This is a genomic window from Bradyrhizobium sp. UFLA06-24 (assembly GCF_054967145.1).
Genome location: NZ_JADFUE010000016.1, coordinates 103,819 through 130,584, shown reverse-complemented (window position 1 = coordinate 130,584; position 26,766 = coordinate 103,819). Strand labels below are relative to the sequence as shown.

Genomic DNA, 26,766 nt, shown 5'->3' with positions numbered 1-26,766 from the left:
ATTGCCTCCGCGGCAGCCGGCGACGACCTGCTCGGCCCAATCGACGTAATCGAGAAGATCGTCGCGCTCTTCGGTGGTTGGATCGGGATGAATCCGCGCCCCGATGTTGCTGACCTTGTCGGCGATCTTGATCAGCTTGGCGCCGGCGGATTTGTTTGGCGCATCGACCACCTGCCTGCTCCGCCGCTCGGCCTTCGACAGGCTCATATCATCGGTGCATTCGAGGACAAGAGCGGCGACGCGTTCAGAAAACTTCTGCGCCAGTTCCTCGGGCTCGGTGTCGGTATCCTCGACCGAATCGTGCAGCCAGCCGGCGGCGACGAGCTCGGCGTCGGCGCCGTCGGTAGCAGTCGCAAGCAGGTTAGCAACTTCGGCGAGATGGTTGATGTAAGGCTCCTTGCCGCGCCCCTTGCGCGCCATGCCCTTGTGAAGGCGTGCGGCGAGCTCTGCGGCTTCGGAAACGAGGCGGACGGGTGACAGCATGGCAAACTCCTCCGTTTTCGCCTCAACGATGCCGCATCGCGCTCGTTCCTGCGCCGCTCACAGCTTCCCCATCACCTCGCCCCGGAAGCCGTAGATGGTCTTCTTCCCCGCCATGGCGACCAGCTGAACTTCCCGGGTCTGACCGGGCTCAAAGCGGACCGCAGTACCGGCGGCGATGTCGAGGCGCATGCCGCGAGCTTTCTTGCGATCGAATTTCAGCGCGGGGTTGGTTTCGAAGAAATGATAGTGCGAGCCGACCTGGATCGGGCGGTCGCCGGTGTTCGCCACCGTCAGCGTCACGGTCTTGCGACCGGCATTGAGTTCGATCTCGCCGTCCTGGATGAAGAGTTCGCCGGGGATCATGTCTATTTTCCTATCGGATCGGTTCATGCACGGTGACGAGCTTGGTGCCGTCAGGAAATGTCGCTTCGACCTGGATGTCGTGAATCATCTCGGGGATGCCAGGCATGACCTGCTCGCGGGTGAGCACCTGCGCGCCTGACTGCATCAGCTCGGCGACCGTGCGGCCGTCACGCGCGCCCTCGAGGATGAAGTCGGAGATGATCGCGATCGCCTCGGGATGGTTGAGCTTGACGCCGCGATCCAGCCTGCGGCGCGCCACGATGGCCGCCATCGAGATCAGAAGCTTGTCCTTTTCGCGGGGAGACAGGTTCATGCGAAATCTCTTCGGTTCAACACTTCAATTCAGCCAGAGCCGCGGCAAGGCCGCGCCGGTGCGCGCCAGCACGGTCATCATGTCGGAGCGCAAACGCGCCGCATCTTGGGCACAGAACCGCGCTATTGCAAAGCCATTCCAGGCGGATATCCCGACCTCGCCGGCGAAAGCTTCCGATGCCTCGCGGATGCGTTCGACCAAAGCTTCATCGCCGGGCACGATCAGCGCCGTGCCGATCGCGGCACCAGCCTTGGCGACGGCGGATCGGGCCAGCTTCGCGCCGATAGTGCCGTCGAGCCTGATGGTCTCGGCAAAGACCAGCCTGCCGCCACGGGACAGCCGCCAGCGGTCGACGAACTCCCCCTGCTCCATCCGCTCGCCCATGGCGGCGCGGCCGAACACGACGATTTCGCAAAGCATGAGCGAGGCGGCCTCGTCGAGCTCGATGTCGAAGCGACGATGGACACGCGCACGATCGAACAGGATCGTCTCCTGCGGCAGCCAGCCGAGATGCGCGCCAGCGCCGACTTTCAAGGAAATATTGAGCTGCGCCGCGGCGCTCGGCGCGCGATAGATCTTTTCCGCGGCGGCCGTCGTCAGCGTCAAACGCGCAGCCTCTGCGGCCGAGATCTCGATGTCGAAGCGATCACCACCGGCAACACCACCGGCCGTGTTGACGAACACGCCGGACAGACCATCGTCCTCCGGCGAGGGAAAGCGCACGCGGAGCGAGCCGGATTCATGCAAGGCGCCGCGCCGCGTCACGCCGTCGCGGGCATGCACGTCGAAACGCACCACGCCCCTGGCGCGATTGGCTTCGAACACCGAAGATGCCGCCAAAGCATCGCTGCGCATCCGTCTCCCCTCGCCGGTTGCGGCAGGATTTCTTCCTACAGCGCCATCTGGCGGCTGATCTCGCTTGGATCGAGATTGGATCGGTCGCAGGTGAACTTCACCGCGCCGCGATCCATCACCGCGAAACTGTCGCCGAGTTCGCAGGCAAAGTCGAGATATTGTTCGACCAGCACGATGGCGATGTTGCCGAGATTGCGCAAGTAGGAGATGGCCCGGCCAATGTCCTTGATGATCGAGGGCTGGATGCCCTCGGTCGGCTCGTCGAGCAGCAGTAATTTAGGCCGCATCACCAGCGCGCGACCGATCGCAAGCTGCTGCTGCTGACCGCCGGAGAGATCGCCGCCGCGACGGCCGAGCATCGATTGCAGCACCGGAAACAGCGAGAACACGTCGTCCGGGATGTTCCGGTCCTGGCGCTTGAGAGGACCGAAACCGGTCTTGAGGTTCTCCTCGACCGTCAACAGCGGAAAGATCTCGCGGCCCTGCGGCACGAAGCCGATGCCCTTGCGCGCCCGTTCATACGGCTTGAGGCCGGTAATATCGGCGCCGTCGAACACGATTGCGCCCGAGGAGATTGGATATTGCCCGACCATGGCGCGCAGCAGCGAGGTCTTGCCGACGCCGTTACGCCCGAGCACGCATGTCACCTTGCCCGGCTCGGCCGCGATCGAAACGCCGCGCAGCGCCTGCGCAGCGCCGTAGAACAGGTTGATGTCCTTGACCTCAAGCATCGTTCAGCGTCCCAAATAGACTTCGATGACCCGCTCGTTGGACGAGACCTGGTCAATGGTTCCTTCCGCGAGCACCGCGCCTTCGTGCAGACACGTCACCTTGACACCGAGTTCGCGTACGAACGTCATGTCGTGCTCGACCACCATGACGGTGTGGGTCTTGTTGATCTCTTTGAGGAGCTCGGCGGTGAGATGGGTCTCGACGTCGGTCATGCCGGCCACGGGCTCGTCGACCAGCAGCAGCTTCGGGTCCTGCGCCAGCAGCATGCCGATCTCGAGCCACTGCTTCTGACCATGGCTGAGGCTGCCGGCGAGGCGGTTGCGGGCGTCGGTGAGGCGGATCGTCTCCAGCACCTTGTCGATGCGTTCCGACTCGGCCCTGCTGCCGCGCCAGAACAGTGTGCCCTTGACGCTGTGATCGACATTGAGCGCGAGCAGCAGATTGTCCTGGACGGTCTGGCTCTCGAACACCGTCGGTTTCTGGAATTTGCGGCCGATGCCGAGCTCGGCGATGCGCGTCTCGTCGAGGCGCGTCAGGTCGGTGACGCCGTCGAACAGCACCGTGCCCTCGTCGGGCTTGGTCTTGCCGGTAATGATGTCCATCATCGTAGTCTTGCCGGCACCGTTGGGGCCGATGATGGCGCGCATCTCGCCGGGCTCGAGCGTCAGCGACAGATTGTTGATGGCGTGAAAGCCGTCGAACGAGACGTGCACGCCGTCGAGATAGAGCATCGCGGAGGTCGCGCGGGTGTCCATGACGTTCATGACCGCTCCTCCGCCATTTTGGCTTCGGTGACGCCGTCTTCGGCAGCCGCACTTGCAGCGGCTGAAGCAGAGCGCTTCTCTTTCGACTGATCGCGCCAGGCGTTGAAGGTGCCGACAATGCCCTTGGGCAGCAGCAGCGTCACCAGGATGAACAGCGCACCCAGCATGAACAGCCAGTACGGCGCCAATACGCCCGAGGTGAAGAAGGTCTTGGCGTAGTTGACGACGATGGCGCCGAGCGCCGCGCCGACCAGCGTGCCGCGGCCGCCGACCGCCACCCAGATCACCGCCTCAATCGAATTGCCCGGAGCGAATTCGGATGGGTTGATGATGCCGACCTGCGGCACATAGAGCGCGCCGGCAACACCGGCCATGCAGGCCGACAGCGTGAACACGAACAGCTTGTAGGATTCCACGCGGTAACCGAGGAAACGGCTGCGCGATTCCGCATCGCGGATCGCGATCAGCACCTTTCCCAGCTTGGAGGACACCACGGCGCGGCAGATCAGGAAGCTTCCGATCAGCGCCAGGCAGCTCAGCGCGAACAGTGCGGCGCGGGTGCCTTCGGCCTGGACATTGAAGCCCATGATATCCTTGAAATCGGTCAGGCCGTTGTTGCCGCCAAAGCCGAAATCGTTGCGGAAGAAGGCGAGCAGCAGCGCATAGGTCATCGCCTGGGTGATGATCGACAGATACACGCCGGTGACGCGGGAGCGGAAGGCGAGCCAGCCGAAGCAGAACGCGAGCAGGCCCGGCACTATCAACACCATCAGTGCCGCAAACCAGAACATGTCGAAGCCGTACCAGTACCAGGGCAGCTTCTGCCAGTTCAGGAACACCATGAAGTCGGGCAGGACAGGGTTGCCGTAGACGCCGCGGGTGCCGATCTGCCGCATCAGGTACATGCCCATCGCGTAGCCACCGAGCGCGAAGAAGGCGCCGTGGCCGAGCGAGAGGATGCCGCAATAGCCCCAGATCAGGTCGATCGAGAGCGCAAGGATGGCGTAGCAGACATATTTGCCCCAGAGCGCGACCAGATAGGTCGGCACTTGCAGCACCGAGCCCGCCGGTAGCAGCAGGTTGGAGAGCGGGATCAGGATGCCGCAGGCGGCGACGATCATCAGGAAGATCGCCGCGCCGCGGTCCAGCGATCGCGTCAGCATGTGAGGGGTCATGCTTCCACCGCACGGCCCTTGAGCGCGAACAGGCCGCGCGGGCGTTTTTGAATGAACAGGATGATCAGGACCAGGATGGCGATCTTGCCGAGCACCGCGCCGGCGACCGGCTCAAGGAACTTGTTGGCGATGCCGAGCGTAAAGGCGCCGACTAAAGTGCCCCAGAGATTGCCGACCCCACCAAACACTACGACCATGAAACTGTCGATGATGTAGCTCTGGCCGAGATTGGGGCTGACGTTGTCGATCTGGGACAGCGCCACGCCGGCGATGCCGGCGATGCCCGAGCCGAGCCCGAAGGTCAGCGCATCGACGCGCGAGGTGGCGATGCCCATCGAGGCCGCCATGCGGCGGTTCTGCGTCACCGCGCGCATCTCGAGGCCGAGCGCGGTGTAGCGCAGCATGGCGAGCAGGACCGCGAACACCGCAAGCGTGAAGCAGAGGATCCAGAGCCGGTTGTAGGTGATGGTGATCTGGCCAAGTTCGAAGGCGCCGCTCATCCATGAGGGATTGCCGACCTCGCGGTTGGTCGGGCCGAACATGGTGCGCACCGCCTGCTGCAGCACCAGCGACAGACCCCAGGTCGCGAGCAGCGTCTCCAGCGGACGGCCGTAGAGGAAGCGGATGATGCTGCGCTCGATCAGCACGCCGATGCCGCCGGCGACGAGGAAGGCCAGCGGCACCGCGATCAGCAGCGAATAGTCGAACAAGGCGGGATAACGGGTGCGGATCACCTCCTGCACCACGAAGGTGGTGTAGGCTCCGATCATCACCATCTCGCCATGGGCCATGTTGATGACGCCCATCACGCCGAAGGTGATGGCGAGCCCGATCGCCGCGAGCAGCAGCACCGAGCCGAGCGACAGGCCGTACCAGGCGTTCTGCACCGTGGACCAGATCGCGAGCGTGTTCTGGATCGAGCCGATCGCGCTGGTCGCGGCCTTGGCGACGGAGGCCGGCTGATCGGTCCCGATGTCGGACAGCAGCGCCAGCGCTTCCTGGTCGCCACGCGCCCTGATGGTGGCGACGGCCTCGAGCTTCTGCACTTCGGTGGCGTCGGACTTGAACAGCAGGATCGCCGCGCGCGCTTCGCCGAGCGCGGTCTTGACGGATCGGTTGGTCTCCTTGGCGAGCGCGCTTTCGACGGGTTCGAGCGCGGTCTCTTCGTGCGACTTGAAGACCGACTGCGCGGCCTGGAGCCGCGCGCCGAGATCCGGCGACTGAAGCGTCAGGCTGCCGAGTGCGGCATCGACGCTGCGGCGCAGGCGATTGTTGAGGCGAACGGCGCTGGCGCTGTCGGGCACGCTGGCGACGGCCTCACCGGTCGCGGCATCGATCGACTTGCCGTCGGTGCCGGTGACGTAAACCTTCTTGCTATCGGGATCGGCCATGAGGCGGCCGTCCTGGAGCGCGCTGATGATCGGAAAGGCGAGCTTGTTGCCGCTGCTGGCGACGGCGCCGATCGCCTCATCCGTCTCGGAAAAATCGTCGTTGGCGAATTTGGCGACCGCATCCTCGAAGGGACCGGCAAGGGCCGGCAGCGCGAACGCGATCAGGAATAGCGAGAGAACAAACGTCGAAAGACGAGCAGATAGTTTGGTTGGCACTGGATCACCCCGGCAGAAGTGGGGAGAAGGCGGCGGAATCGCCGTCTTCTCCCAGCGTGCAGTCGAATGTCAGATCCGGATCATGAACCGGAGCCGAGGCACTTGTTGGTCTTGGTGTTGTAGTTGCCGCACTTCTTGCCGACCCAATCGCCGATCAGGTCCTTGGAGCCGTCGAGCTCCTTCGACCAGGCGTCGCCGGGGACGAGGCTCGGGGTCTTCCAGACAACATCGAACTGGCCGTTGCCCTTGATCTCGCCGATGAACACCGGCTTGGTGATGTGGTGGTTCGGAAGCATCTTGGCGACGCCACCGGTGAGGTTCGGCGTTTCGATGCCGGGAAGCGCATCGATCACCTTGTCCGGATCGGTCGACTTCACCTTCTCGACCGCCTTCACCCACATGTTGAAGCCGATCACGTGGGCTTCCATCGGATCGTTGGTCGTACGCTTCGGGTTCTTGGTGTAGGCCTGCCAATCCTTGATGAACTTCTCGTTCGCCGGGGTCTTGATCGACTCGAAATAGTTCCAGGCTGCGAGATGGCCGACCAGCGGCTTGGTGTCGATGCCGGCGAGCTCTTCCTCACCCACCGAGAACGCGACCACCGGGATGTCCTTGGCCTTGATGCCCTGGTTGCCGAGCTCCTTGTAGAACGGAACGTTGGCGTCGCCGTTGATGGTCGAGACCACCGCCGTCTTCTTGCCGGCCGAGCCGAACTTCTTGATGTCGGCCACGATCGTCTGCCAGTCGGAGTGACCGAACGGCGTGTAGTTGATCATGATGTCTTCCTGGGCGACACCCTTCGACTTCAGATAGGCTTCCAGGATCTTGTTGGTGGTGCGGGGATAGACGTAGTCGGTGCCGGCGAGCACCCAGCGCTTCACCTTCTCTTCCTTCATCAGATAGTCGACGGCGGGGATCGCCTGCTGGTTCGGCGCAGCGCCGGTGTAGAACACGTTGCGCTCGGATTCTTCACCCTCGTACTGCACGGGGTAGAACAGGATGTTGTTGAGCTCCTTGAACACCGGCAGCACCGACTTGCGCGAGACCGAAGTCCAGCAGCCGAACACCACGGCGACCTTGTCCTTGGTGATCAACTCGCGCGCCTTCTCGGCGAACAACGGCCAGTTCGAGGCGGGATCGACGACGACGGCTTCGAGCTTCTTGCCGAGCACGCCGCCCTTCTTGTTCTGCTCGTCGATCAGGAAGAGGATGGTGTCCTTCAGCGTGGTTTCGCTGATGGCCATGGTGCCCGAGAGCGAGTGCAGGACGCCCACCTTGATGGTGTCGTCCGCGGCCTTTGCGCCGGAAATGGACGCCAGACCGAGCATCAGTCCAGCGGTCGCGGCGAGCACGCCGCGGCGGCTCAATGACGCCGCTATATCGTGAATGGATTTTGTAGGCATGGATGTATCATCTCCCTGACGCAGACGTGAAAAAACGCTGCGAAACGGCCCCACGGCCGCCTGCGATTAACGGAATCGCAAGAACCATGCCATGGGCGAAGCACCCGACAACCCATTGATTGATTTAAATAAAGTAGCCTCGTCCGAACTGTGGGCACCGCTTAACCGCTCAAAACTTGAGCAAAAAAATTGTATGCTTATGTAGCAATCAGTCCATTTAATAGGCAAAACTGCATTATTGGCTAAAAATCCGGCATAACTATTTTTGCACCACCAGCGGTATCCGGTGATCACCCGCCTTGAAAGCGCCCCGTCAATGTTCCATATGACGGGGGAGATCGCTTGCGAATCGAGCGGTCGTAGCGAGCCGCGTGTTCTTAAGCCCCTACGGGCCTCTGGCTTGCCCCATATCATCCAAGCCATCCGACACCCCAAACACGCAGGTGTCCTTTCGACACCCTTGCGCGCGCCACGCTGATTGCGTCGGCCGACCGCATTCGACATGGAAAGATCCATCTTTTGACTTCGTTTCAGGACTTCGGGCTCGCCGAACCCATCGCACGTGCTCTCGCCGAAGAGAATTACGTCACCCCCACCCCCATCCAGGCCCAGACTATCCCCACCGCGCTGACCGGCCGCGATGTCGTCGGCATCGCCCAGACCGGCACCGGCAAGACCGCGTCCTTCGCGCTGCCGATCCTGCACCGCCTGCTCGAGAACCGCGTCAAACCGCAACCTAAGACAGCGCGCGTCCTGGTGCTGTCGCCCACCCGCGAACTTTCGGGGCAGATCCTCGACAGCTTCAACGCCTATGGCCGCCACATCCGCCTGTCCTCGACGCTCGCCATCGGCGGCGTGCCTATGGGCCGCCAGGTGCGCGCCCTGATGCAGGGCGTCGAGGTGCTGGTCGCCACCCCTGGCCGCCTGCTCGACCTCGTGCAAAGCAATGGGCTGAAGCTCGGCAGCGTCGAATTCCTCGTGCTCGACGAGGCCGACCGCATGCTCGACATGGGCTTCATCAACGACATCCGCAAAATCGTCGCGAAACTCCCGATCAAGCGGCAGACGCTGTTCTTCTCCGCCACCATGCCGAAGGACATCGCCGAGCTCGCCGATTCCATGCTGCGCGATCCGGCCCGCGTCGCGGTGACCCCGGTGTCCTCGACCGCGGAGCGTATCAACCAGCGCATCGTCCAGGTGGACTTCTCGGCCAAGCCCGCCTTCCTGACCAAGCTCCTGAAGGACGAGCCGATCAACCGCGCGCTGGTTTTCACCCGCACCAAGCACGGCGCCGACAAGGTGGTGAAGACGCTCGAACGGGCCGGCATTGCCGCCAGCGCCATTCACGGCAACAAGTCGCAGAACCATCGCGAACGGACACTGGCGCAGTTCCGCTCCGGCGAGATCCGCACCCTGGTCGCCACCGACATCGCCGCCCGCGGCATCGACGTCGACGGCATCACTCACGTCATCAATTTCGACCTGCCCAACGTGCCCGAGACTTATGTGCACCGCATCGGCCGCACCGCGCGCGCCGGTGCCGAGGGCACCGCGATCTCACTGGTCGCCGGCGGCGAGGAGCTCAGCTATCTCCGCGATATCGAGCGGCTGATCCGGGTGGCGCTGCCGCGCGAGGATCTGCGCACCGATGCCGGCCGCCGCGATACGGGCGCGCCCGCGCCGCAGCAGCGGCAGGGCCGGCCGGGCGGCCGCCCGGGCCAGCGTCCGCAAGGCGCACGCCATGGCGATGGGCGGCGTGGAGAGGAACGGCACGGCGACGGACGTCACCACAGCTCCGGCAAGCCCAGCGACGGACGGCCCGGTGAGGGCCGCCATGGCGAGGGGCGCCCGGGCGACGGCAGGCATGTCGACGGAAGGGCCGGCGACGGCTCGAAGGGATCTCGCCGCCGCCGCTCCGGTGGAAAGATGCATTCCCCCCCAAACGACCGCTCGGAACAGCGTTCCGCGCATAGCGCCGGAGCCCCTAATGGGATACAAGGCGTGGCCTTTTTGCGCCGGGAGAGTCGGCCGAACGGCCACCCGAACCGCAAACCCCATTCGCACTAGCCGTCCACGACCTGGAGAAATTCATGGCTAAGGAAGAGCTGATCCAGTTCGAAGGACTGGTCACCGAAATCCTCCCCGACGCGCGCTACCGCGTGCAGCTCGACGCGGGGCACGAGATCGTCGCCTACACCGCCGGCAAGATGAAGAAGAACCGCATCAAGACGCTGGCGGGTGACCGCGTCACGGTGGAAATGTCGCCCTACGACCTTGAAAAGGGCCGGCTGATTTTCCGCCACAAGGACGAACGTCCCAGCACGGCGGGTGGTCCGCCGCGTCCCGGACAGCGCGGCGGCCAGTTCCGTCGCCGTTAACGGCCCCGCGCGCCAGCGCGGCACAAAATTGCTGTCCTGTCTGCTGATCCGCCGTGGCATCACGGCGGATCAAAAAATCGTGCACGTCAGGATTGTTTTGGTGCCTTAATTCCAATAAAATCAATCAATCGATTTTCGGCCGGACGACATTAGCATCCACCGGTACAGCCGGTTCAGACACGCTGACGACCCTTCCAAAATTCGATCTAACCGGCCTGCGCAAGCGGGCTCTTACATTGTGTATCTGAGAAGGGACTACCCCCGTGAGCATGGGAACCGTGAAGTGGTTTAACGCGACCAAGGGCTATGGCTTCATCCAGCCCGACGACGGCGGCAAGGACGTCTTCGTTCACATCAGCGCCGTCGAGCGCGCCGGCCTCGGCTCGCTGCGCGAAGGCCAGAAGGTCTCTTACGAGATCGTGGCCGACCGCCGGTCCGGCAAGTCGGCTGCCGACAACCTCCGCGACGCGGGCTGATATCCACCGCGCGCCTTAAGGGGCCGCACACGGATCAGCGCGAGCGCACTGACAGCGGAAAAGGCCGTGCGCGATGCACGGCCTTTTTCATGTCTGGAGAGCGGACCCGCTCAGGAGGTCGTGCAGCCTCGCTAGTTGGCCTTTGGGGCCGAGCTCGCATTGCCGCTAGCGTTGTTGCTCAGCGCCCCCGCCTGACCCATCGTGGTATTGAAGAAGTTGTCGCTGTCGCCAAGCGTGACGCGGCGCTGGCAGACCGGCATGCAGCTATAGGACTCCCGCTCGACACCGCGATAGACGGTGACGAGACGGTCGCTCGGGCCCTCGACCTGGATCTGTCGATCAACCAGGATCTCACCGCCGCGATCGAGCGCTATGAAGTTGGTGGCGCCATAGCCCTTGCCTGTCACGACGATCATCCCGCCTGGCTGAAGCGTGACGTCGGCGATCAGAGGATTGCCGACCACGATCGTAGCCACCTTGCCGGGCAGCCGCACCAGCTTGGCTTGGTCGACATTGACGGCGATGGTATCAACGGTGGGCTCAGCAAGACCAATGGCCGGCGAGGCCAGCACAGCGGCCGCGGCCAGGAGACAGATGCGCGCATGACGGCGCAGGAACTCTTTACGCATACTCTTACCCCGGGACGTCACAAACCGGCATGATCGATCAGGAAGCGGAGCCGGCGCCCGACCCGGTTAACCTGCCTGTAATTCGTGAACGTTCCGCAAATTCGGCAACTATTGTTTGAACGGACGGCCTTTTTGTCGGCCCGGCGGCTAGTGTCGGAACGGATAGGCTAGCTGACCGGGAAATTCCTTCGGCATGGTCGCTTCATCCTTGCCGTAGCCCTGCGGCAGTTCACCGTTCGGCATGCGATAGGTCCCGAACAGCACATCCCAGATCGGAAAGGTGCCGGCAAAATTGGTATCGCCGCCTTCTTCGAGAGGCGTGTGATGCCAGCGGTGGAATACCGGCGTCGCCAGCACATATCGGAACGGACCGAAAGTCCAGTTCAGATTGGCGTGCACGAAGGCCGAGTGGAAGGTCGTGAACGGACCGACCCAGATCATCACGTTCGGCGAAATGCCGGCCATCAGCAGCACGACGTCCACACCGATGGTGCCGAGCATCAGATTGACCGGATGGAAGCGGGCCGCCGAAATCCAGCTGATCTCCTCCGAAGAGTGATGGACCGCGTGGTATTTCCAGAACCCGCCGCCATGAAACAGCCGGTGCAGCCAGTACAGCATGAAATCGGACGCAACCAGGAACAGCACGCCCTGCAGCCAGAGCGGTAGTTGCGACAGCGGGCCGTGGCCATTGTCGTAGAAGGCGATCAGCTCGTCGGCATCGTGAATATTGAAGACGATGCCGGCCGTGACGATCAACAGGCCGATCCGCATGGTGCGGGCAAACACCGGAACGAAGAACCAGTAGCAGATGTCGGTCACGATCTCGCGCTTGCGCCACCACGACGGACCGGGATTGCAGGCCCAGAAATGCTCGAGCACGGTGAACACCAGCGCGAGCACGAGCGTGACAGGGATGACCTTCTCGATGGTCTCGCCCAGCATCAGGGCGACTTGCATGGGCAGGCTCGACATCATCGCTTGTTTTCCGGGCTGCTGATCCGACCTACGCCTACTCCGCGAGATTTAAGGGACGGTGAAGTTGGCGGCGCGTTTCCGAACTGGAACGAATTGCAGGGCCGCCTTAAGGCGAAATTCACTTTGGCCAAAAGCATCACGCTGGCCGCGGGTTTGACTGGTCGAATTAACCCCGCCGAAAGAGCTCGGCTCACATGGTCGTCCCGTCAAGACAGCGCCGAACCTGGCGACCTCACCCAGATGGAGTTTAGTTTCATGAAGCACCTGATTGCGCGTTTCGCCAAGGATGAATCCGGCGCCACCGCCATCGAATACGGCCTGATCGCCGCCGGCATCGCGCTGGCGATCATCACCGTCGTCAACCAGCTCGGCACCACGCTGAACGCCAAGTTCACCTCGATCAGCTCCTCGCTGAAGTAAGCCGACCGACGAACGACGGCAAATGCCCCGGACCTCCGGGGCCTTTGTTTTTCTGCAGTGTGCGAGTTCCAGTGGCGTTGCGTAAGCACAGAACCGATGCCGCGATTGCGGCGAACGAGGCGGATACAGCACGCATCGACGCGCCGGCCTATTGGGTCTGTCTGGCGCTGCTGCTCGCCATGGGCACGCTCGCAATTCGTATCGCCAGCATGTGGTGAGACGACCGCGCCGGGCTGCCGATTCCGAGCTCCTCGCAGCCGTTGTCGGTTTGTTTAGCACTGCGCGCTAGCATGCGCCGACGCCCCGATCCGGCAACTAACCCAGGCCTCAAGACGCAGCCCATGATCCTTGACCTTGCGCGCCTTCTGCTCTTCCCGGCCCTGATGGCGTTTGCCGCCGCCAGCGATCTCTTCACCATGACGATCTCGAACCGCGTGTCGATGGCGCTGGTCGCAGGTTTCTTCGTGCTTGCTCTCGCCGGTGGCATGGCACCTTACGAGGTGCTGAGCCATGTCGGCGCCGGCGCGTTGCTCCTCGTCGTGGCCTTTACCTGCTTTGCGATGGGCTGGATGGGGGGTGGCGACGCCAAGGTCGCAGCTTCGGTGGCGCTCTGGTTCGGCTTCGCTCAATTGATGGACTTCCTGCTCTACGCCTCGCTGTTCGGCGGAGCGCTGACGCTGCTTCTGCTCCAATTTCGGCAATGGCCGCTGCCTTACGGGCTCGCCGGTCAGGCCTGGCTGGCGCGGCTGCACGCCAAGGAGAGCGGCATTCCCTACGGCATCGCGCTCGCGCTTGGCGCATTGATGATCTATCCCGAGACCGAATGGGTGAAGGCGATCGATCTCGCTCACCTCGCACTGCGCTGAACGCTCCGGGTAAACCCGGCGTTAAGGCGATTTAGATACGCCTCATTAACCATGCTTTGACGAATAGCTGGTCAACTGCCGATTACGGCGGCGGCAGCGTCGCGGCGTTCTGTGGAAAGTGAAGCGTATGAATCGGGCACGCATAGTCGTCCTGGCGGTCGCCATCTGCGCCGGCGGTATCGCCGCGTATCTGGCGAGCAGCACGGACTCTGCGCCGCCTCCAGCGGCTCCGGTCGCGCAGCTTCCCACCACCGACGTTCTGGTCGCCAAGAACGACATCGGTCTCGGCCAGACCGTCAAGCCGGAAGACGTACAATGGCAGACCTGGCCGACCGCGACGGCCAGCGCTACCTTCATCCGCCGCAGCGAGCGCCCTGACGGCGCCACCCAGGTCGTCGGCTCGATCGCGCGCGCCCCATTCATCCAGGGCGAGCCGATCCGCGACCAGAAGCTGGTCAAGGCCGACGGCTCCGGCTTCATGGCCGCGATCCTGCCGAGCGGCATGCGTGCCATCTCGACCGAAATCTCTCCGGAGACTGGTGCCGGCGGCTTCATCCTTCCCAACGACCGCGTCGACGTGTTGCTCACTCGCCGCCTCAAGAACCCGGACCAGAGCAGCGGCGCGCCGGACGTCGTGACGTCCGAAATCATCCTGACCAATGTCCGCGTCCTCGCCATCGACCAGGCACCGAAGGAGAAGGACGGCCAGAATGCGGTGATCGGCAAGACCGTGACCCTGGAACTCAATCCGGCGCAGACCCAGGCGCTTTCCTCCGCCCGCCAGGCTGGAACGCTATCGCTGGCGCTGCGCAGCATTGCCGACGTCAAGGCGACCGAGATCACGCTCGACGAATCCGCACAGAAGCGCGACGGCGTCTCGATCATTCGATACGGCATCCCGAGCTCGACCTCGAAAGCACGATGAGGACAGTCGATATGAAATGCAGGGCAGATCTGGCAACGATGCGGACCTCGATCGTTCGCGCCCTGTCGTTCTCGGCCGCTCTCGCGCTGACGCTCAATCCCGCGACGCCCGTGATCGCGGCAGACTACCGTCCCGCGGCACCGGTTGGGGCCGACGGCCAGATGAACGCGCGCTTCCTCTCGCTCGGCGTTGGCAAGTCGATCGTGATCGACCTGCCGCGCGACATCAAGGACGTGCTGGTCGCCGATCCCAAGATCGCCAATGCCGTAGTGCGCTCGGCGCAGCGCGCCTACATCATCGGCGCCACGGTCGGCCAGACCAACATCGTGTTCTTCGATTCCGCCGGCCAGCAGATCGCGGCCTACGACATCGCGGTCAAGCGCGATCTCAACGGCGTGCGCGCTGCGCTCAAGCAGATCCTGCCGAATTCCGACATCCAGATCGACGGTCTCGGCGAGGGAGTCGTCCTGACCGGCACGGCCGCCAACCCGCTGGAAGCGCAGCAGGCCAACGATCTCGCCGCGCGCCTCGTCGGCGGCGTCGACAAGGTGGTGAACTCGATCGTGGTCCGCGGCCGCGACCAAGTGATGCTGAAAGTGACGGTGGCCGAGGTCCAGCGCAACATCGTCAAGCAGCTCGGCATCGATCTGTCCGCGAACCTGAACTACGGCACCTCCGTGGTGAGCTTCACCAACACCAACCCGTTCACGGCGCTCGGCCACAATCTCGTCGATGGCAACAATCTGACGACGAAATTCGGCGGGGGCCCCTCGGTCCAGGCCACCTTGCGCGCAATGGAAACCGCGGGCGTGATCCGTACGCTGGCCGAGCCGAACCTGACCGCGATCTCCGGCGAATCGGCGACCTTCATTGCCGGCGGTGAATTTCCGGTGCCGGCAGGCTATGCGTGCGATCCCACCACGCATGTCTGTACCACCCAGATCAGCTTCAAGAAGTTCGGCATCTCCCTCAACTTCACACCCGTGGTTCTGACCGAAGGCAAGATCAGCCTCCGGGTGATGACTGAGGTCTCGGAACTGTCGAACGAAAATTCGATCACGCTGTCCCAGGCCGTGACCTCGACGTCGGTGAACTCGGTGACGGTGCCTTCGATCCGGACCCGCCGCGCCGAGACCTCGCTGGAAATTCCTTCCGGCGGCGCGATGGCGATGGCCGGCCTGATCCAGCAGCAGACCAAGCAGGCGGTGAGCGGATTGCCGGGCCTGATGCAGCTGCCGATCCTCGGCACGCTCTTCCGCAGCCGCGACTTCGTCAACAACGCGACCGAGCTGGTCGTGATCGTGACGCCCTACGTCGTTCGCGCTACGGCGCCAAAGGACCTGTCGCGCCCGGATGACGGCTTTGCGGCGCCCGCGGATCCGCAGGCCGAACTGATCGGCAACATCAACCGCATCTACGGCGTGCCCGGCAAGACCGAGCCGGCGCGCAACTATCGCGGTACCTACGGCTTCATCACCGACTGAGGCGGAACGGGGACTTCACGATGACCATAAGACCACCCCAGCTTCGCAAGCGCGCCATCGCCCTCGGCGGCGCGCTGGTCGGCATCGCGCTCGCGCTCGGCGGCTGCCAGCATGACGAAGTGACCACGGCCTCCATTCCCGACGACTACAAGCAGCGTCATCCGATCGCGATCGAGGAGCAGAACCGCTCGATCGTGGTCTTTGTCGGTCACGCCCGCGGCGGCTTGACCGCCGCTCAGCGCGCCGACGTGATGGGCCTGGCCTCGACCTGGCTGCACGAGGGCACCGGTGCCATCCACATCGACGTGCCAACGGGGATGCCCAACGCCCGTCCGGTGGCGGAATCCATGCACGAGATCCAGGCGATGTTGGCGGCCGCGGGCGTGCCGCCGCGCGGCGTCATCGCTCGCCCCTATCGGCCCGAGGACAAGCGCTTCCTGCCGCCGATCCGGCTGACCTATTCGAAGATCGCCGCGGTCGCGGGTCCGTGCGGCCTGTGGCCGGAGGACATCGGCCCCTCGATGAAGAACAAGAGTTGGTTCGAGAACAAGGACTATTACAATTTCGGCTGCGCCTACCAGCGCAACCTCGCGGCGATGGTCGACAATCCCACCGACCTCGAACAGCCGCGACCTGAAACACCGGCCTACACGGTGCGGCGTACCGCCGCCTTCGAGAAATATCGCAAGGGCAATCCGACGGCGGTCTCTTATCCCGAGGCCGAAAGGGCCAAACTCAGCGACACCGGCAAATGATCAGCTACGCGCGCCAGACACAAGAACAGCAGCCGGAAGCCCCTCCGCCGCCGGTCGAGGAGCATATTGCGCCCGCGCCGCGCGTTTCGGTCCAGGCCTTCTGCGAAACCGTGGAGACCGCCGCCGCCGTGCAATCGGCCGGCGAGGATCGCCGCCTCGGCAAGGCCCATCTGAAGATCCAGATGGGCGGCATGGCGGCTGCGATCGAAGCCTATCGCTCGGCGCCCACGCCGAACGTGATCGTGCTCGAGAGCGACGGCCGCAGCGACCTGCTGACCGGGCTCGACCAGCTCGCCACCGTCTGCGACGCCGGCACCCGCGTGGTCGTGATCGGACGCATCAACGACGTCATGCTCTACCGTGAGCTGGTGCGTCGCGGCGTCAGCGATTACGTGCTCGCACCGGTCGGTGCGATCGATGTGGTGCGCTCGATCTGCAACCTGTTCTCGGCTCCCGAAGCCAAGGCGGTCGGCCGCATCATCGCCGTAGTTGGAGCCAAGGGCGGCGTCGGCGCCTCCACCATCTCACACAACGTCGCCTGGGCGATTGCGCGGGACCTCGCGATGGACGCCGTGGTCGCCGACCTCGACCTGGCCTTCGGCACCGCCGGGCTCGACTACAATCAGGACCCGCCGCAGGGTATCGCAGACGCCGTATTCTCACCCGACCGCGTCGACACCGCCTTCATCGACCGCCTGTTGTCGAAATGCACGGACCATCTGAGCCTGCTGGCGGCACCGGCGACGCTCGACCGGGTCTATGATTTCGGCACCGACGCCTTCGATGCGGTATTCGATACGCTGCGTGCGACCATGCCCTGCATCGTGCTCGACATCCCGCATCAATGGTCGGGCTGGACCAAGCGCGCTCTGATTGGAGCCGACGATATTTTGATCGTGGCGGCGCCCGACCTCGCCAATTTGCGCAACACCAAAAACCTATTCGATCTGCTCAAGGCCGCGCGCCCCAACGACCGCCCGCCACTATACTGCCTGAACCAGGTCGGCATCCCCAAGCGGCCGGAGATCGCCGCCAGCGAATTCGCCAAGGCGATCGAGAGCCAGCCAGTGGTTTCGATCCCGTTCGAGCCGCAGATCTTCGGCGCTGCCGCCAACAACGGCCAGATGATCGCGGAGATCTCCGCGAACCACAAGTCGATCGAGATGTTCCTCCAGATCGCCCAGCGCCTGACCGGCCGCAGCGAGACGAAGAAACAAAAGTCGTCCCTGCTTTCACCGCTGATTGAGAAGTTGCGGGGAAAATAAGCCGCCGCATGGAGTTGTTAAGTGTTCGGTAAGCGTAGCGGAACAGACACCGACTTTCGGGCTCCCAAGCCCGGCGCCGTGTCGCCAGAGCCTGCCCCGGCTCCGGCGCCGACGGTGTCGCGCGCGCCGCCCCCGCCGGCCATCGCTTCCCCGCCCCTCGCCCCCTCCCGGCCCGTGCCGGTCATGGAGACCCGGCGCTCGGACAATTATTACGAGGTCAAGGCGACCATCTTCGGCGCCCTCATCGAGGCGATCGACCTCGCCCAGCTCGCCAAGCTCGATTCGGAGTCCGCGCGCGAGGAAATCCGCGACATCGTCAACGAGATCATCGCGATCAAGAACATCGTGATGTCGATCGCCGAGCAGGAAGAGTTGCTCGACGACATCTGTAACGATGTGCTCGGCTATGGCCCGCTCGAGCCGCTCCTTGCGCGCGACGACATCGCCGACATCATGGTGAACGGGGCCGGCACGGTCTTCATCGAAGTCAGCGGCAAGATCCAGCGCACCGGAATCCGTTTCCGCGACAATCAACAGCTCCTCAACATCTGTCAGCGCATCGTCAGCCAGGTCGGCCGGCGCGTCGACGAATCCTCGCCGATCTGCGACGCGCGTCTCGCCGACGGCTCCCGCGTCAACGCCATCGTGCCGCCGCTCGCGATCGACGGCCCCGCGCTTACCATCCGCAAGTTCAAGAAGGACAAGCTGACGTTGGATCAGCTGGTCAAGTTCGGGGCAATCTCGCCGGAGGGCGCGGAGATCCTCCAGATCATCGGCCGCGTACGCTGTAACGTGCTGATCTCCGGCGGTACCGGCTCCGGCAAGACCACGCTGCTCAACTGTCTAACCAACTATATCGAGCACGACGAGCGCGTCATCACCTGCGAGGACGCCGCCGAGCTCCAGCTCCAGCAGCCCCATGTGGTGCGCCTCGAAACCCGCCCGCCCAACATCGAGGGCGAAGGCCAGGTCACGATGCGCGAACTGGTGCGCAACTGCCTGCGCATGCGTCCCGAACGCATCATCGTCGGCGAAGTCCGTGGCCCGGAGGCGTTCGATCTGCTCCAGGCCATGAACACCGGCCACGACGGCTCGATGGGAACGCTGCACGCCAACAATCCCCGCGAAGCGCTCTCGCGCTGCGAATCCATGATCACGATGGGCGGCTTCTCCCTTCCTTCGCGAACAATTCGCGAGATGATCTGCGCCTCGATCGACGTCATCGTCCAGGCCGCGCGCCTGCGCGACGGCTCGCGGCGCATCACGCACATCACCGAGGTGATGGGCATGGAAGGCGACACCATCATCACCCAGGACATCTTCCTCTACGACCTGATCGGCGAGGACGCCAACGGCAAGATCATCGGTCAGCACCGATCGACCGGCATCGGGCGTCCGAAGTTCTGGGAACGCGCACGCTATTACGGCGAAGAGAAACGCCTTGCCGCCGCGCTCGACGCTGCGGAAAAGAAACCGAACACGTGAGCGGGCCGGCGCAGCCATGAACATTCAGGTCCTCGCCCTCGCCTTCCTCGCCACCGCTGCCGTCGGCGGCATCGCCTGGGTCTTCCTCTATCCGATGCTCTCAGGCGAGCGGAAGGCCGAGAACCGCCGCGCGTCGATTGCGCGCGCCGAAGCGCCAGCGGCGCGCCAGGCCGAGAAGACCCAGCGCTCGCGCCGCGAGCAGGTCGAGAGCTCGCTCAAGGATCTCGAGGCGAGACGCTCGCAGGAGAAGAGCGTTCCGCTCAACATTCGTCTGTCGCAGGCGGGGCTCGACTGGACGACGCAGAAATTCTGGATCGCGTCCGGCGTCGTGGCCGGCGTGTTCTTCTTTGGCGCCTTGTTCGGCGGCGGCGGCCTGCTGGGCGCCGCCGGTCTCGCCTTTGCCGGCGGCTTCGGACTGCCGCGCTGGGCGCTGGGCTTCTTGAAGAAGCGGCGCGAGAACAAGTTCCTGGCTGCCCTGCCCGACGCCGTCGACGTCATCGTCCGCGGCATCAAGGCCGGCCTGCCGCTGTTCGAATCCATCAAGGTCGTCGCGGCCGACGCGCCGGAGCCGCTGCGCAGCGAATTCCTGGCCATCATCGAGACGCAGGCGATCGGCATGCCGCTCGGCGAGGCCTGCTCGCGCCTCTACGACCGCATGCCGCTGCCGGAGGCCAATTTCTTCGGCATCGTGGTGTCGATTCAGCAGAAATCGGGCGGCAACCTCTCCGAAGCGCTGGGCAACCTCTCCAAGGTGCTGCGCGACCGCAAGAAGATGAAGGAAAAGATCCAGGCGATGTCGATGGAAGCCAAGGCCTCGGCCGGCATCATCGGTTCGCTGCCGCCGATCGTGATGTTCCTCGTCTATCTCACGACGCCCGACTACATCTCCTTGCTGTGGACCCATCCCACCGGTCAGCTCATGCTGGTCGGCTGCGTCGTCTGGATGTCGATCGGCATCATGGTGATGAAGAAGATGATCAACTTCGATTTCTGACGGTGCCGCATGGTCGAGTTCCTCGTTACGAAACTGCATGACGCCCACTTCATGACCATGCTGCTGGCGGCCATCGCCGCCAGCGCCACCGTCTATACGCTGGTGATGCCGCTGTTTGCCGGCGAAGGCCTTTCCAAGCGGATGAAGGCGGTAGCCAGCGAGCGCGAGCGGATCCGGCAGCGCGAGCGCGAGCGCCTCAACAAGAACGAGAAGGTCTCGCTGCGCCAGACGCCCAAGCAGATCGTCTCCAAGGTCGTCGAGGACTTCAACCTGACCAAATGGCTGGCGCAGGAGGCTGCGCGCGACAAGCTGATCATGGCGGGTTATCGCGGCCAGGCGCCTTACATTACCTTCCTGTTCGCGCGCTTGGTGGCCCCGATCGTGCTGCTCGTCGGCTCGGTGATCTACGTGTTCCTGATCGCCCATATGGATCGGCCGCTGCCGATCAAGATCGGCATTTGCGTCGGCGCGGCCTATCTCGGCCTGCAGGCGCCGATGCTGTTCCTGAAGAACGCGATCTCCAAGCGTCAGCTCTCGATCAAGCGCGCCTTTCCCGATGCGCTCGATCTGCTGCTGATCTGCATCGAATCCGGCATGTCGGTCGAAATGGCGTTCCGCAAGGTCGCCACCGAAATCGTCGGCCAGTCGATCGCGCTGTCGGAGGAGTTCACCCTGACCACCGCCGAGCTCTCCTACCTGCAGGACCGCAAGGTGGCGTACGAAAACCTGGCAAAGCGCACCGGGCTCGAAGGCGTCAAGTCGGTGTGTCTGGCGCTTCAGCAGGCGGAACGCTACGGCACGCCGCTCGGTCAATCGCTGCGCGTGATGGCGCAGGAAAATCGCGACATGCGCATGAACGAGGCCGAGAAGAAGGCCGCCGCGCTGCCGCCGAAGCTGACGGTGCCGATGATCCTGTTCTTCCTGCCGGTGCTGTTCGTCGTCATTCTCGGGCCGACCGGCATCAAGATCTCCGAGCTGCACTGACGCGGAACGAAAAACGCGAAAACAACCCCATGCACAGTAGCCGGCCACCGCCGGCTCTATGCCCTGTAGATCGCGATAAGCCTTCGCAATGTCGGGTTAATTTCGCCTGATCGCGCCAAGAGCGGCAGATCAGTCGGATTGGCTGAGCGAGGCGACCGGCGTGCGCTTCGGCACGCCGCGCGGAGCATCGCTGCGGCTCAGCATGTCCTTGAGATAGGCGACATTGGCCGCAGCCTGGTCCGGCGGGAGGTCCGCCTTCACGATGGCCTCGGCCTCCGCGAAGCGACCCTGAAGGCCGACCACCAGGCCGAGATTCTGCCGCACCCGCGAGCTCGCACGCGGCGAAGCGTAGGCCTGCCGCAGCACCTCTTCCGCCTTGGGCAGATTCCGCGACAGCATGTAGGACAGCCCGAGATTGGACAGCACGCCGGGATCGTCAGGCGCGATCTTCAGCGCACTCGCATAATAGGCGCGCGCCTCGTCGTGACGGCCCATCTGGTCGAGACAGGTCCCCTGCACCGAGAGCAGGCGCCAGTCCGGATTGTCCGGCGAATGCGCCTTCGACAACACGTCGAAGGCCTGTTGGAAATTGCCGTTGTCGGCAAGCGCGCGGCCGTAGAGGGCCAGGAGCGGCTTGTTGCCGGGGTTGGCGATGGTCGCCTGCTCGAGCACGGCGGCGGCCTGGGCACGCTGGCCATTGGCGCGCAAGGCCTGACCGTAGGCCAGCGCCGCGTCCGCGTCCTTGGGATTGGCGCGGTAGCGTTCGCCATAGGCCTCGACCGCGCGCGCCGGATCCGCCGGCACGGCTTCCGCCTTCGGCCCGATCGAGCCCGTGACGTCGGACAGCTTTGACATGGCAGTGCAGCCGCCGAGGCTCGCGGCCACCAGAGCAATCAGCGAGGCGGAGGCAAGAAGCCGGACAGGACGGAACCGTTGACGCATGACGCTTTGACTCTCGAGCCGATGATCGAGCCGAACGCGCCAGCAATAGACTGTTAACCCTAATGGTCGGTTAACGCCGGGAACGGCCGCCTTGCGGCGGCATCTCCCCGCCCAGGTCGAGATCGAGGCCGAGCAGCTTCATCTGCTCGTTCAGCTGGCGCAGCAGATGCAACCGCTGTTGCGTTCTCCCGGCGACATCCGCGGCCTCGCGCGGCAGCATCGGCCACCGGCGCAGGAGGTCGTCACGATTGAGCAGGCGATCCGTGCGGAGTTCCTCCAGAGTGGCATGGTCGATGCCGAGCATGTCGGCTGATTGTCCAATCAGTCGGTGGAGCAGCGCCCTCACTTCGGCCCGCGCCGTGGCTTCGGACCTTTGTGCGGACCTGGCGAGCTTACCGTCGAGATCGGCCCAGGCATGAAACGTGACGAGATAGGTGTAGAGCATGTCCGTCCAATCCTGCCCGCCGGCGTCGTAGAACGCAGGGCGCGACAGCAGCCGCCGGACCAGCCCCAGAACCTGGTCCCGCGACAGCGACGTGGATGAGGCGATCTCGATCGCCGACTGGACGGCCGGATCGCGGGACAGATCCCGCCCCGCCGGCAGTCTGATGAGCCCGTCCGGCAGATTCGAATCGAGCGGCCTGAAACCGGCATCGTTGCGTGGCTGGGAGTAGCGGGCGATCGTGAACCGATACTCGCAGCGCTCGGACCCGGATGTCGGACCCAAATGGACGATGTTGAAGCCGGCGTCGTCGCCGCCATGCCCGGTGGAGGATGGACAGGACAGCACATAGATCGTGCGCCAGAAATCCTCCCCGCCGCTCCGCATCGCACGTGGATCGGGAATCGAGTAGCGACTGAGGCCCTCGATATGGCGATGCCCATGCAGAACCATGGTGACGCCGAGCGAGGTCGCCGCCTCCAAAAAAGTCGCGGGTGCGGCGAGATACATCAGCGGCTCGTCCGGAACGCCGAGAAACCGCTTGCCCTCGCCGGTCGCCTGCGGCAGCGGATGATGATGTAGCGCCAGCACGCGCACCAGGTTTTCCGCAGGCTCGGAATAACAGGCACGTCCGGCCGAACCAATGCTGCCTGCAAGCTCGATGCTCAGCCGGGCGGACTGCGCGACCATCGCATGGTATGCTTGTTCGTCGATGTTGCCGCTGGCAAGCGTCGTGAGGCTCGCGCTGTTGGAGTCGAGCAGCACCAGGTCGAGACCGGCCTCGCGGTAATAGACGCTCTTCGAAGTCCGCGGCAGGCGCAGATAATCATAGGCGTCGTGCCGGCCGCCGCGCTGGCTCGGACGCTTGACATCGTGATTGCCTGCGACCGCCTGGATGTCGGTGAATAATCCCGTCTGCCTGAAAGAGGCGATCACCGCGAGCGCTTCGTCGAGCGCGGGCGGGGTCGGGTCGTTCACGATGTCGCCCGTGATCAGCAGGATACGGTCCGGCACGTCCGCGAAGGCCGCCATCCGCTCGCGCAGCGCAGCGATGAGGGTCTCAATGGCCGGAAGCAACCGGCCTGCCCCATCCAGATGCAGGTCGGAGATCTGCGCAATGACAAACGATCTATTCATTTTGCGCCGCTCACAACGAATGTTGCGCCGCCCAAACGATTGAGAGAAATGCCTTCGAAGAGTTCAGGCAGATAACGTCTGGTATCGGTATCGTCAGGGAGTCAGCGGCGCTCTTGCGCTCCATGCGTGCAGAGACGCGCCGCACAACCACAATATATTCGACAATAATGCCACAACCGCAGCGCTAGTAAAGTCCTGCGCCCGCGCACGCGTGAGCGGCAGTCTCAAACCAGATGCGAGCGCGGTCGCAGATGGTTACAGACAGTCAAATCAATATTCGATGGCGAGACGTTTGCGGATTTCGTCGATGCGCTTGTCGAGCGCATCGAAGCGCGCATGAATCGAACGGTCATGGAGGTAGAAGACGTAGCCGCCGGCGAGAAACGCAAATACCCAGTGGTGATGCTCCACATAGCCAAAGACTGCCTCGATGGCCTGGCCGATGAATGTGACCACGCTCCACACAAATTCCATTCGCGTTTCCTCCCGGCACGCTTCGTCTTCGGCCGCTGCCGTCCCGTAGACAGGTGACAAGCCGACCCGCAACCGTTGCCGGAACCTAGCACGGCTCCTGATCTGCGAGTAGCTGCTCACCGGGCGGTGACCGCAAAGCCGATTGCGGCCACGGCAAAACTCTGCGAAGTCTCCTCCAACCGAATGACCTTGCGGACCCGCCAATGCCTTCCGTGTTCGAGACGTCCTCGACTGCCACCCCGATCACCTTCGTCACCAAATCGAGCTGGGAGGCCGTGCGCGAGTCGCTGCCGCCGGCGCAACGCCAGTTTGCCGTGGCGAGCGCCTACGCCGCCAAGCCGGGCGGCTATCTGGCGCTCCCAGCGCCGGACGGCACGATCGCGCAAGTGCTGTTCGGCCTCGAAGAGGACGGCGCCCGCTCGCGCGATCCGTTCCGGCCCGGCGCCCTGCCCGGCCTGCTGCCGCCGGGTATCTATCGCTTTGCCAATGCACCGCACGATGCACGACTGGCGGCGCTCGCCTTCGCGCTCGGTGCCTATCGCTTCGCACGCTATCGCAAGGCCGACCGGCCCGATGCCCGGCTGGTGCCGCCTGATGGTATCGATCCCGCCGAGATCAACCGCATGGCCGATGCCGCGATGCTGGCGCGCGATCTCATCAACACGCCCTCCAACGACATGGGGCCGGAGGAACTCGCCGCTGCCGCGCAAGAGCTCGCGGCCGAATTCGGTGCCAGCTACGCCTGCACCACCGGCACGGAGCTGGAGACAAACTTTCCGCTGATCCATGCGGTCGGCATGGCCTCGAGCCGCGCGCCGCGGCTGATCGATATCGGCTGGGGCGATCCCAGCCATCCCAAGGTGACGCTGGTCGGCAAGGGTGTCTGTTTCGACACCGGTGGCCTCGATCTGAAACCGTCGAGCGGCATGCTGATCATGAAGAAGGACATGGGTGGCGCGGCCAATGTGTTGGCGCTGGCGCGCATGGTGATGGATGCCAAGCTGAAGGTCCGGCTGCGCGTGCTGATTCCGGCCGTGGAGAACGCGCTCGCCGGAAATGCCTTTCGTCCGCTCGACATTTTTACATCGCGCAAAGGCATCACGGTCGAGATCGGCAACACCGATGCGGAAGGACGCCTGGTGCTCGCCGACGCCCTGGCGCTGGCCGATGAGGAGAAACCCGAACTGCTGATTGATCTCGGCACGCTGACGGGGGCCGCGCGCGTTGCGCTGGGACCGGATTTGCCGCCCTTCTACACAAATGATGAGGCGCTGGCCGCCGACGTCGCGCGCTGCGCGGTGCAGGAGAACGATCCGTTGTGGCGCATGCCGCTGTGGCCGCCTTACGATGCGTGGCTGGACTCCAAGACCGCCACCATCACCAACGCCCCGTCGGGCGGCTTCGCCGGTTCGATCACCTGCGCGCTGTTCCTGCAGCGCTTCGTCGAGCAGGCCAAGAGCTGGCTTCACGTGGATATTTATGGCTGGACGCCGTCGGCGAAGCCGGCGCGGCCCGAGGGCGGCGAATGCCAAGCCGCCCGTGCCATCTACAAGGTGCTGAGCGAGCGCTATGCCTGATCCAGGCCACGATCCGCGGCTGACGCCCGCGCGCGGCGACCTCGCCGCAAAATATCTCGAAGGCAAGGTGCAAGCCGATCGCTTCGTCGTGGGCGAGGAGTTCGAGGTCACCGCGCCGATCGCGCCGGCGCGCGAACAGCCCTCCTCGAACGCCATGCTGATGACGCAAGCGCTGCGCGGCGAGCGGGTGACGGTCTACGACCGCAACGGCGAGGGCTGGGCCTGGGGCCAACTCGCCAGCGATGGCTATGTCGGGTGGCTGCCGGATGCCGCACTGATGAAGCCGGCGGCCGCGCCGACGCACAAGGTGAGCGCACTGCGGACGCTCGTCTTTCCTGGCCCCTCGATCAAGCTGCCGCCGGCCGACACACTGGTGCTGGGGTCGAAGCTCACGATTGCGCGCGAGGACGGCCCTTTCGCTGTCACGCGCGACGGCGCGTTCCTGCCGAAGGCTCATCTCGTCCCCCTCGAGTCTCGCGAGCCGGACTTCGTCGCGGTCGCCGAACGCTTCGTCGGCACGCCCTATCTCTGGGGCGGCAAGAGCAGCCTCGGCATCGATTGCTCCGGCCTGGTCCAGGTTTCGCTGACGGCCGCAGGCACCGGGTGTCCGCGCGACAGCGACATGCAGCAGGCCGGCCTCGGCCGCGCACTGGAACCGCATGAGCGAAGCAGCTTACAGCGCGGCGATCTGATCTTCTGGAAGGGCCACGTCGCCATCGTGCGCGACGGAAGCACCATGGTTCACGCCAACGCGCATCACATGGCGACGGTGGTCGAGCCGATCGAACCGGCGATTGCGCGGATCAAGGCGGCCGGGAGCGAGGTGTCGGCGATCAAGCGGCTGTAGCGCGCGTCGGCGA

General features: G+C 64.2%; 29 protein-coding genes. 15 read left to right on the top strand and 14 right to left on the bottom strand.

The annotated features are described in order from the left end of the window. From IF809_RS15875 to urtA, 9 genes are all read right to left on the bottom strand, one after another. Positions 1–483: HD domain-containing protein (locus tag IF809_RS15875; RefSeq protein ID WP_462837975.1), on the bottom strand; the 483-nt coding region annotated here is incomplete at its 3' end. A 57-nt stretch (positions 484–540) separates the two neighbouring features. Next, positions 541–846, bottom strand: a complete 306-nt coding sequence (locus IF809_RS15870) for an urease subunit beta (protein WP_128964082.1) — start codon at positions 844–846, stop codon at positions 541–543. 10 nt (positions 847–856) lie between these two features. Next, positions 857–1,159: an urease subunit gamma gene (locus IF809_RS15865; RefSeq protein WP_128964081.1), complete on the bottom strand. Its 303-nt coding sequence runs from the start codon at positions 1,157–1,159 to the stop codon at positions 857–859. A gap of 24 nt (positions 1,160–1,183) precedes the next feature. Beyond that, positions 1,184–2,014, bottom strand: a complete 831-nt coding sequence (locus IF809_RS15860) for an urease accessory protein UreD (protein WP_453995048.1) — start codon at positions 2,012–2,014, stop codon at positions 1,184–1,186. A 35-nt stretch (positions 2,015–2,049) separates the two neighbouring features. Further along, on the bottom strand, positions 2,050–2,745 hold the full coding sequence (urtE, locus tag IF809_RS15855) for an urea ABC transporter ATP-binding subunit UrtE (RefSeq protein ID WP_128964079.1): 696 nt from the start codon (positions 2,743–2,745) through the stop codon (positions 2,050–2,052). Positions 2,746–2,748: 3 nt separating this feature from the next. After that, positions 2,749–3,510 carry an urea ABC transporter ATP-binding protein UrtD gene (gene urtD, locus IF809_RS15850; RefSeq protein WP_453995046.1) on the bottom strand — a complete coding sequence of 254 codons (762 nt, stop codon included), beginning with the start codon at positions 3,508–3,510 and terminating at the stop codon, positions 2,749–2,751. Further along, positions 3,507–4,685 carry an urea ABC transporter permease subunit UrtC gene (gene urtC / locus IF809_RS15845; RefSeq protein ID WP_453981913.1) on the bottom strand — a complete coding sequence of 393 codons (1,179 nt, stop codon included), beginning with the start codon at positions 4,683–4,685 and terminating at the stop codon, positions 3,507–3,509. Before urtC ends, urtD begins: the two co-directional genes overlap by 4 nt. After that, positions 4,682–6,292, bottom strand: coding sequence for an urea ABC transporter permease subunit UrtB (gene urtB / locus IF809_RS15840; RefSeq protein ID WP_453995044.1), 1,611 nt, complete (start codon positions 6,290–6,292; stop codon positions 4,682–4,684). Before urtB ends, urtC begins: the two co-directional genes overlap by 4 nt. Positions 6,293–6,372: 80 nt before the next feature. Further along, positions 6,373–7,695 (bottom strand): urea ABC transporter substrate-binding protein, encoded by a 1,323-nt coding sequence (urtA, locus tag IF809_RS15835; RefSeq protein ID WP_453995042.1) that lies wholly within the window; start codon positions 7,693–7,695, stop codon positions 6,373–6,375. Positions 7,696–8,214: 519 nt separating this feature from the next. Here urtA and IF809_RS15830 point away from each other — a divergent pair. The 3 genes from IF809_RS15830 to IF809_RS15820 all read left to right on the top strand — a co-directional run bounded on the left by IF809_RS15830 (position 8,215) and on the right by IF809_RS15820 (position 10,549). Then, a complete protein-coding gene (locus IF809_RS15830; protein WP_453995040.1) occupies positions 8,215–9,762 on the top strand; it encodes a DEAD/DEAH box helicase in 1,548 nt (515 codons plus the stop codon). 23 nt (positions 9,763–9,785) lie between these two features. Next, the gene (infA, locus tag IF809_RS15825; protein WP_024340539.1) at positions 9,786–10,073 is read left to right on the top strand and encodes a translation initiation factor IF-1; all 288 of its coding nucleotides are present in this window, start codon (positions 9,786–9,788) and stop codon (positions 10,071–10,073) included. 263 nt (positions 10,074–10,336) lie between these two features. Further along, positions 10,337–10,549, top strand: a complete 213-nt coding sequence (locus tag IF809_RS15820) for a cold-shock protein (RefSeq protein WP_057759442.1) — start codon at positions 10,337–10,339, stop codon at positions 10,547–10,549. Positions 10,550–10,680: 131 nt separating this feature from the next. On the opposite strand, the gene IF809_RS15815 is transcribed toward IF809_RS15820, so the two are convergent. Continuing rightward, the gene (locus IF809_RS15815) at positions 10,681–11,178 is read right to left on the bottom strand and encodes a pilus assembly protein N-terminal domain-containing protein (RefSeq protein WP_453995038.1); all 498 of its coding nucleotides are present in this window, start codon (positions 11,176–11,178) and stop codon (positions 10,681–10,683) included. Between the two features lie 147 nt (positions 11,179–11,325). Next, entirely contained in the window at positions 11,326–12,153 is an 828-nt protein-coding gene (locus IF809_RS15810) for a sterol desaturase family protein (protein ID WP_092293397.1), read from the bottom strand. Positions 12,154–12,411: 258 nt separating this feature from the next. On the opposite strand from IF809_RS15810, the gene IF809_RS15805 reads away from it, so the two are divergent. The 10 genes from IF809_RS15805 to IF809_RS15760 all read left to right on the top strand — a co-directional run bounded on the left by IF809_RS15805 (position 12,412) and on the right by IF809_RS15760 (position 21,334). After that, positions 12,412–12,576, top strand: coding sequence for a Flp family type IVb pilin (locus IF809_RS15805; protein WP_128964072.1), 165 nt, complete (start codon positions 12,412–12,414; stop codon positions 12,574–12,576). Between the two features lie 77 nt (positions 12,577–12,653). After that, positions 12,654–12,794: a hypothetical protein gene (locus IF809_RS15800; RefSeq protein WP_164938337.1), complete on the top strand. Its 141-nt coding sequence runs from the start codon at positions 12,654–12,656 to the stop codon at positions 12,792–12,794. Positions 12,795–12,917: 123 nt separating this feature from the next. Continuing rightward, on the top strand, positions 12,918–13,442 hold the full coding sequence (locus tag IF809_RS15795) for an A24 family peptidase (protein ID WP_128964071.1): 525 nt from the start codon (positions 12,918–12,920) through the stop codon (positions 13,440–13,442). A 127-nt stretch (positions 13,443–13,569) separates the two neighbouring features. Beyond that, a complete protein-coding gene (gene cpaB, locus IF809_RS15790) occupies positions 13,570–14,367 on the top strand; it encodes a Flp pilus assembly protein CpaB (protein WP_164938449.1) in 798 nt (265 codons plus the stop codon). 11 nt (positions 14,368–14,378) lie between these two features. After that, entirely contained in the window at positions 14,379–15,851 is a 1,473-nt protein-coding gene (locus IF809_RS15785) for a type II and III secretion system protein family protein (RefSeq protein ID WP_453995036.1), read from the top strand. A gap of 20 nt (positions 15,852–15,871) precedes the next feature. Then, positions 15,872–16,606, top strand: coding sequence for a CpaD family pilus assembly protein (locus IF809_RS15780; protein ID WP_453995034.1), 735 nt, complete (start codon positions 15,872–15,874; stop codon positions 16,604–16,606). After that, positions 16,603–17,871: an AAA family ATPase gene (locus IF809_RS15775; protein WP_128964067.1), complete on the top strand. Its 1,269-nt coding sequence runs from the start codon at positions 16,603–16,605 to the stop codon at positions 17,869–17,871. Before IF809_RS15780 ends, IF809_RS15775 begins: the two co-directional genes overlap by 4 nt. A gap of 21 nt (positions 17,872–17,892) precedes the next feature. After that, a complete protein-coding gene (locus tag IF809_RS15770; protein ID WP_128964066.1) occupies positions 17,893–19,356 on the top strand; it encodes a CpaF family protein in 1,464 nt (487 codons plus the stop codon). A 16-nt stretch (positions 19,357–19,372) separates the two neighbouring features. Then, positions 19,373–20,350: a type II secretion system F family protein gene (locus IF809_RS15765; protein ID WP_453981908.1), complete on the top strand. Its 978-nt coding sequence runs from the start codon at positions 19,373–19,375 to the stop codon at positions 20,348–20,350. 9 nt (positions 20,351–20,359) lie between these two features. Beyond that, entirely contained in the window at positions 20,360–21,334 is a 975-nt protein-coding gene (locus IF809_RS15760; protein ID WP_128964064.1) for a type II secretion system F family protein, read from the top strand. A 129-nt stretch (positions 21,335–21,463) separates the two neighbouring features. Here the strand turns inward: IF809_RS15760 and IF809_RS15755 are convergent, their stop codons facing one another. The 3 genes from IF809_RS15755 to IF809_RS15745 all read right to left on the bottom strand — a co-directional run bounded on the left by IF809_RS15755 (position 21,464) and on the right by IF809_RS15745 (position 24,329). Further along, entirely contained in the window at positions 21,464–22,276 is an 813-nt protein-coding gene (locus IF809_RS15755) for a tetratricopeptide repeat protein (RefSeq protein ID WP_128964063.1), read from the bottom strand. Positions 22,277–22,346: 70 nt separating this feature from the next. Then, positions 22,347–23,855, bottom strand: a complete 1,509-nt coding sequence (locus tag IF809_RS15750; protein WP_453995032.1) for a metallophosphoesterase family protein — start codon at positions 23,853–23,855, stop codon at positions 22,347–22,349. 270 nt (positions 23,856–24,125) lie between these two features. Further along, the gene (locus IF809_RS15745; protein WP_128964061.1) at positions 24,126–24,329 is read right to left on the bottom strand and encodes a hypothetical protein; all 204 of its coding nucleotides are present in this window, start codon (positions 24,327–24,329) and stop codon (positions 24,126–24,128) included. A 203-nt stretch (positions 24,330–24,532) separates the two neighbouring features. Here IF809_RS15745 and IF809_RS15740 point away from each other — a divergent pair, with 203 nt between their 5' ends. Together IF809_RS15740 and IF809_RS15735 are read left to right on the top strand one after the other, a co-directional pair. Beyond that, on the top strand, positions 24,533–25,906 hold the full coding sequence (locus tag IF809_RS15740; protein ID WP_462837974.1) for a leucyl aminopeptidase family protein: 1,374 nt from the start codon (positions 24,533–24,535) through the stop codon (positions 25,904–25,906). Continuing rightward, positions 25,899–26,753, top strand: a complete 855-nt coding sequence (locus tag IF809_RS15735; protein ID WP_453995030.1) for a C40 family peptidase — start codon at positions 25,899–25,901, stop codon at positions 26,751–26,753. Before IF809_RS15740 ends, IF809_RS15735 begins: the two co-directional genes overlap by 8 nt. Positions 26,754–26,766 lie beyond the last annotated feature (13 nt).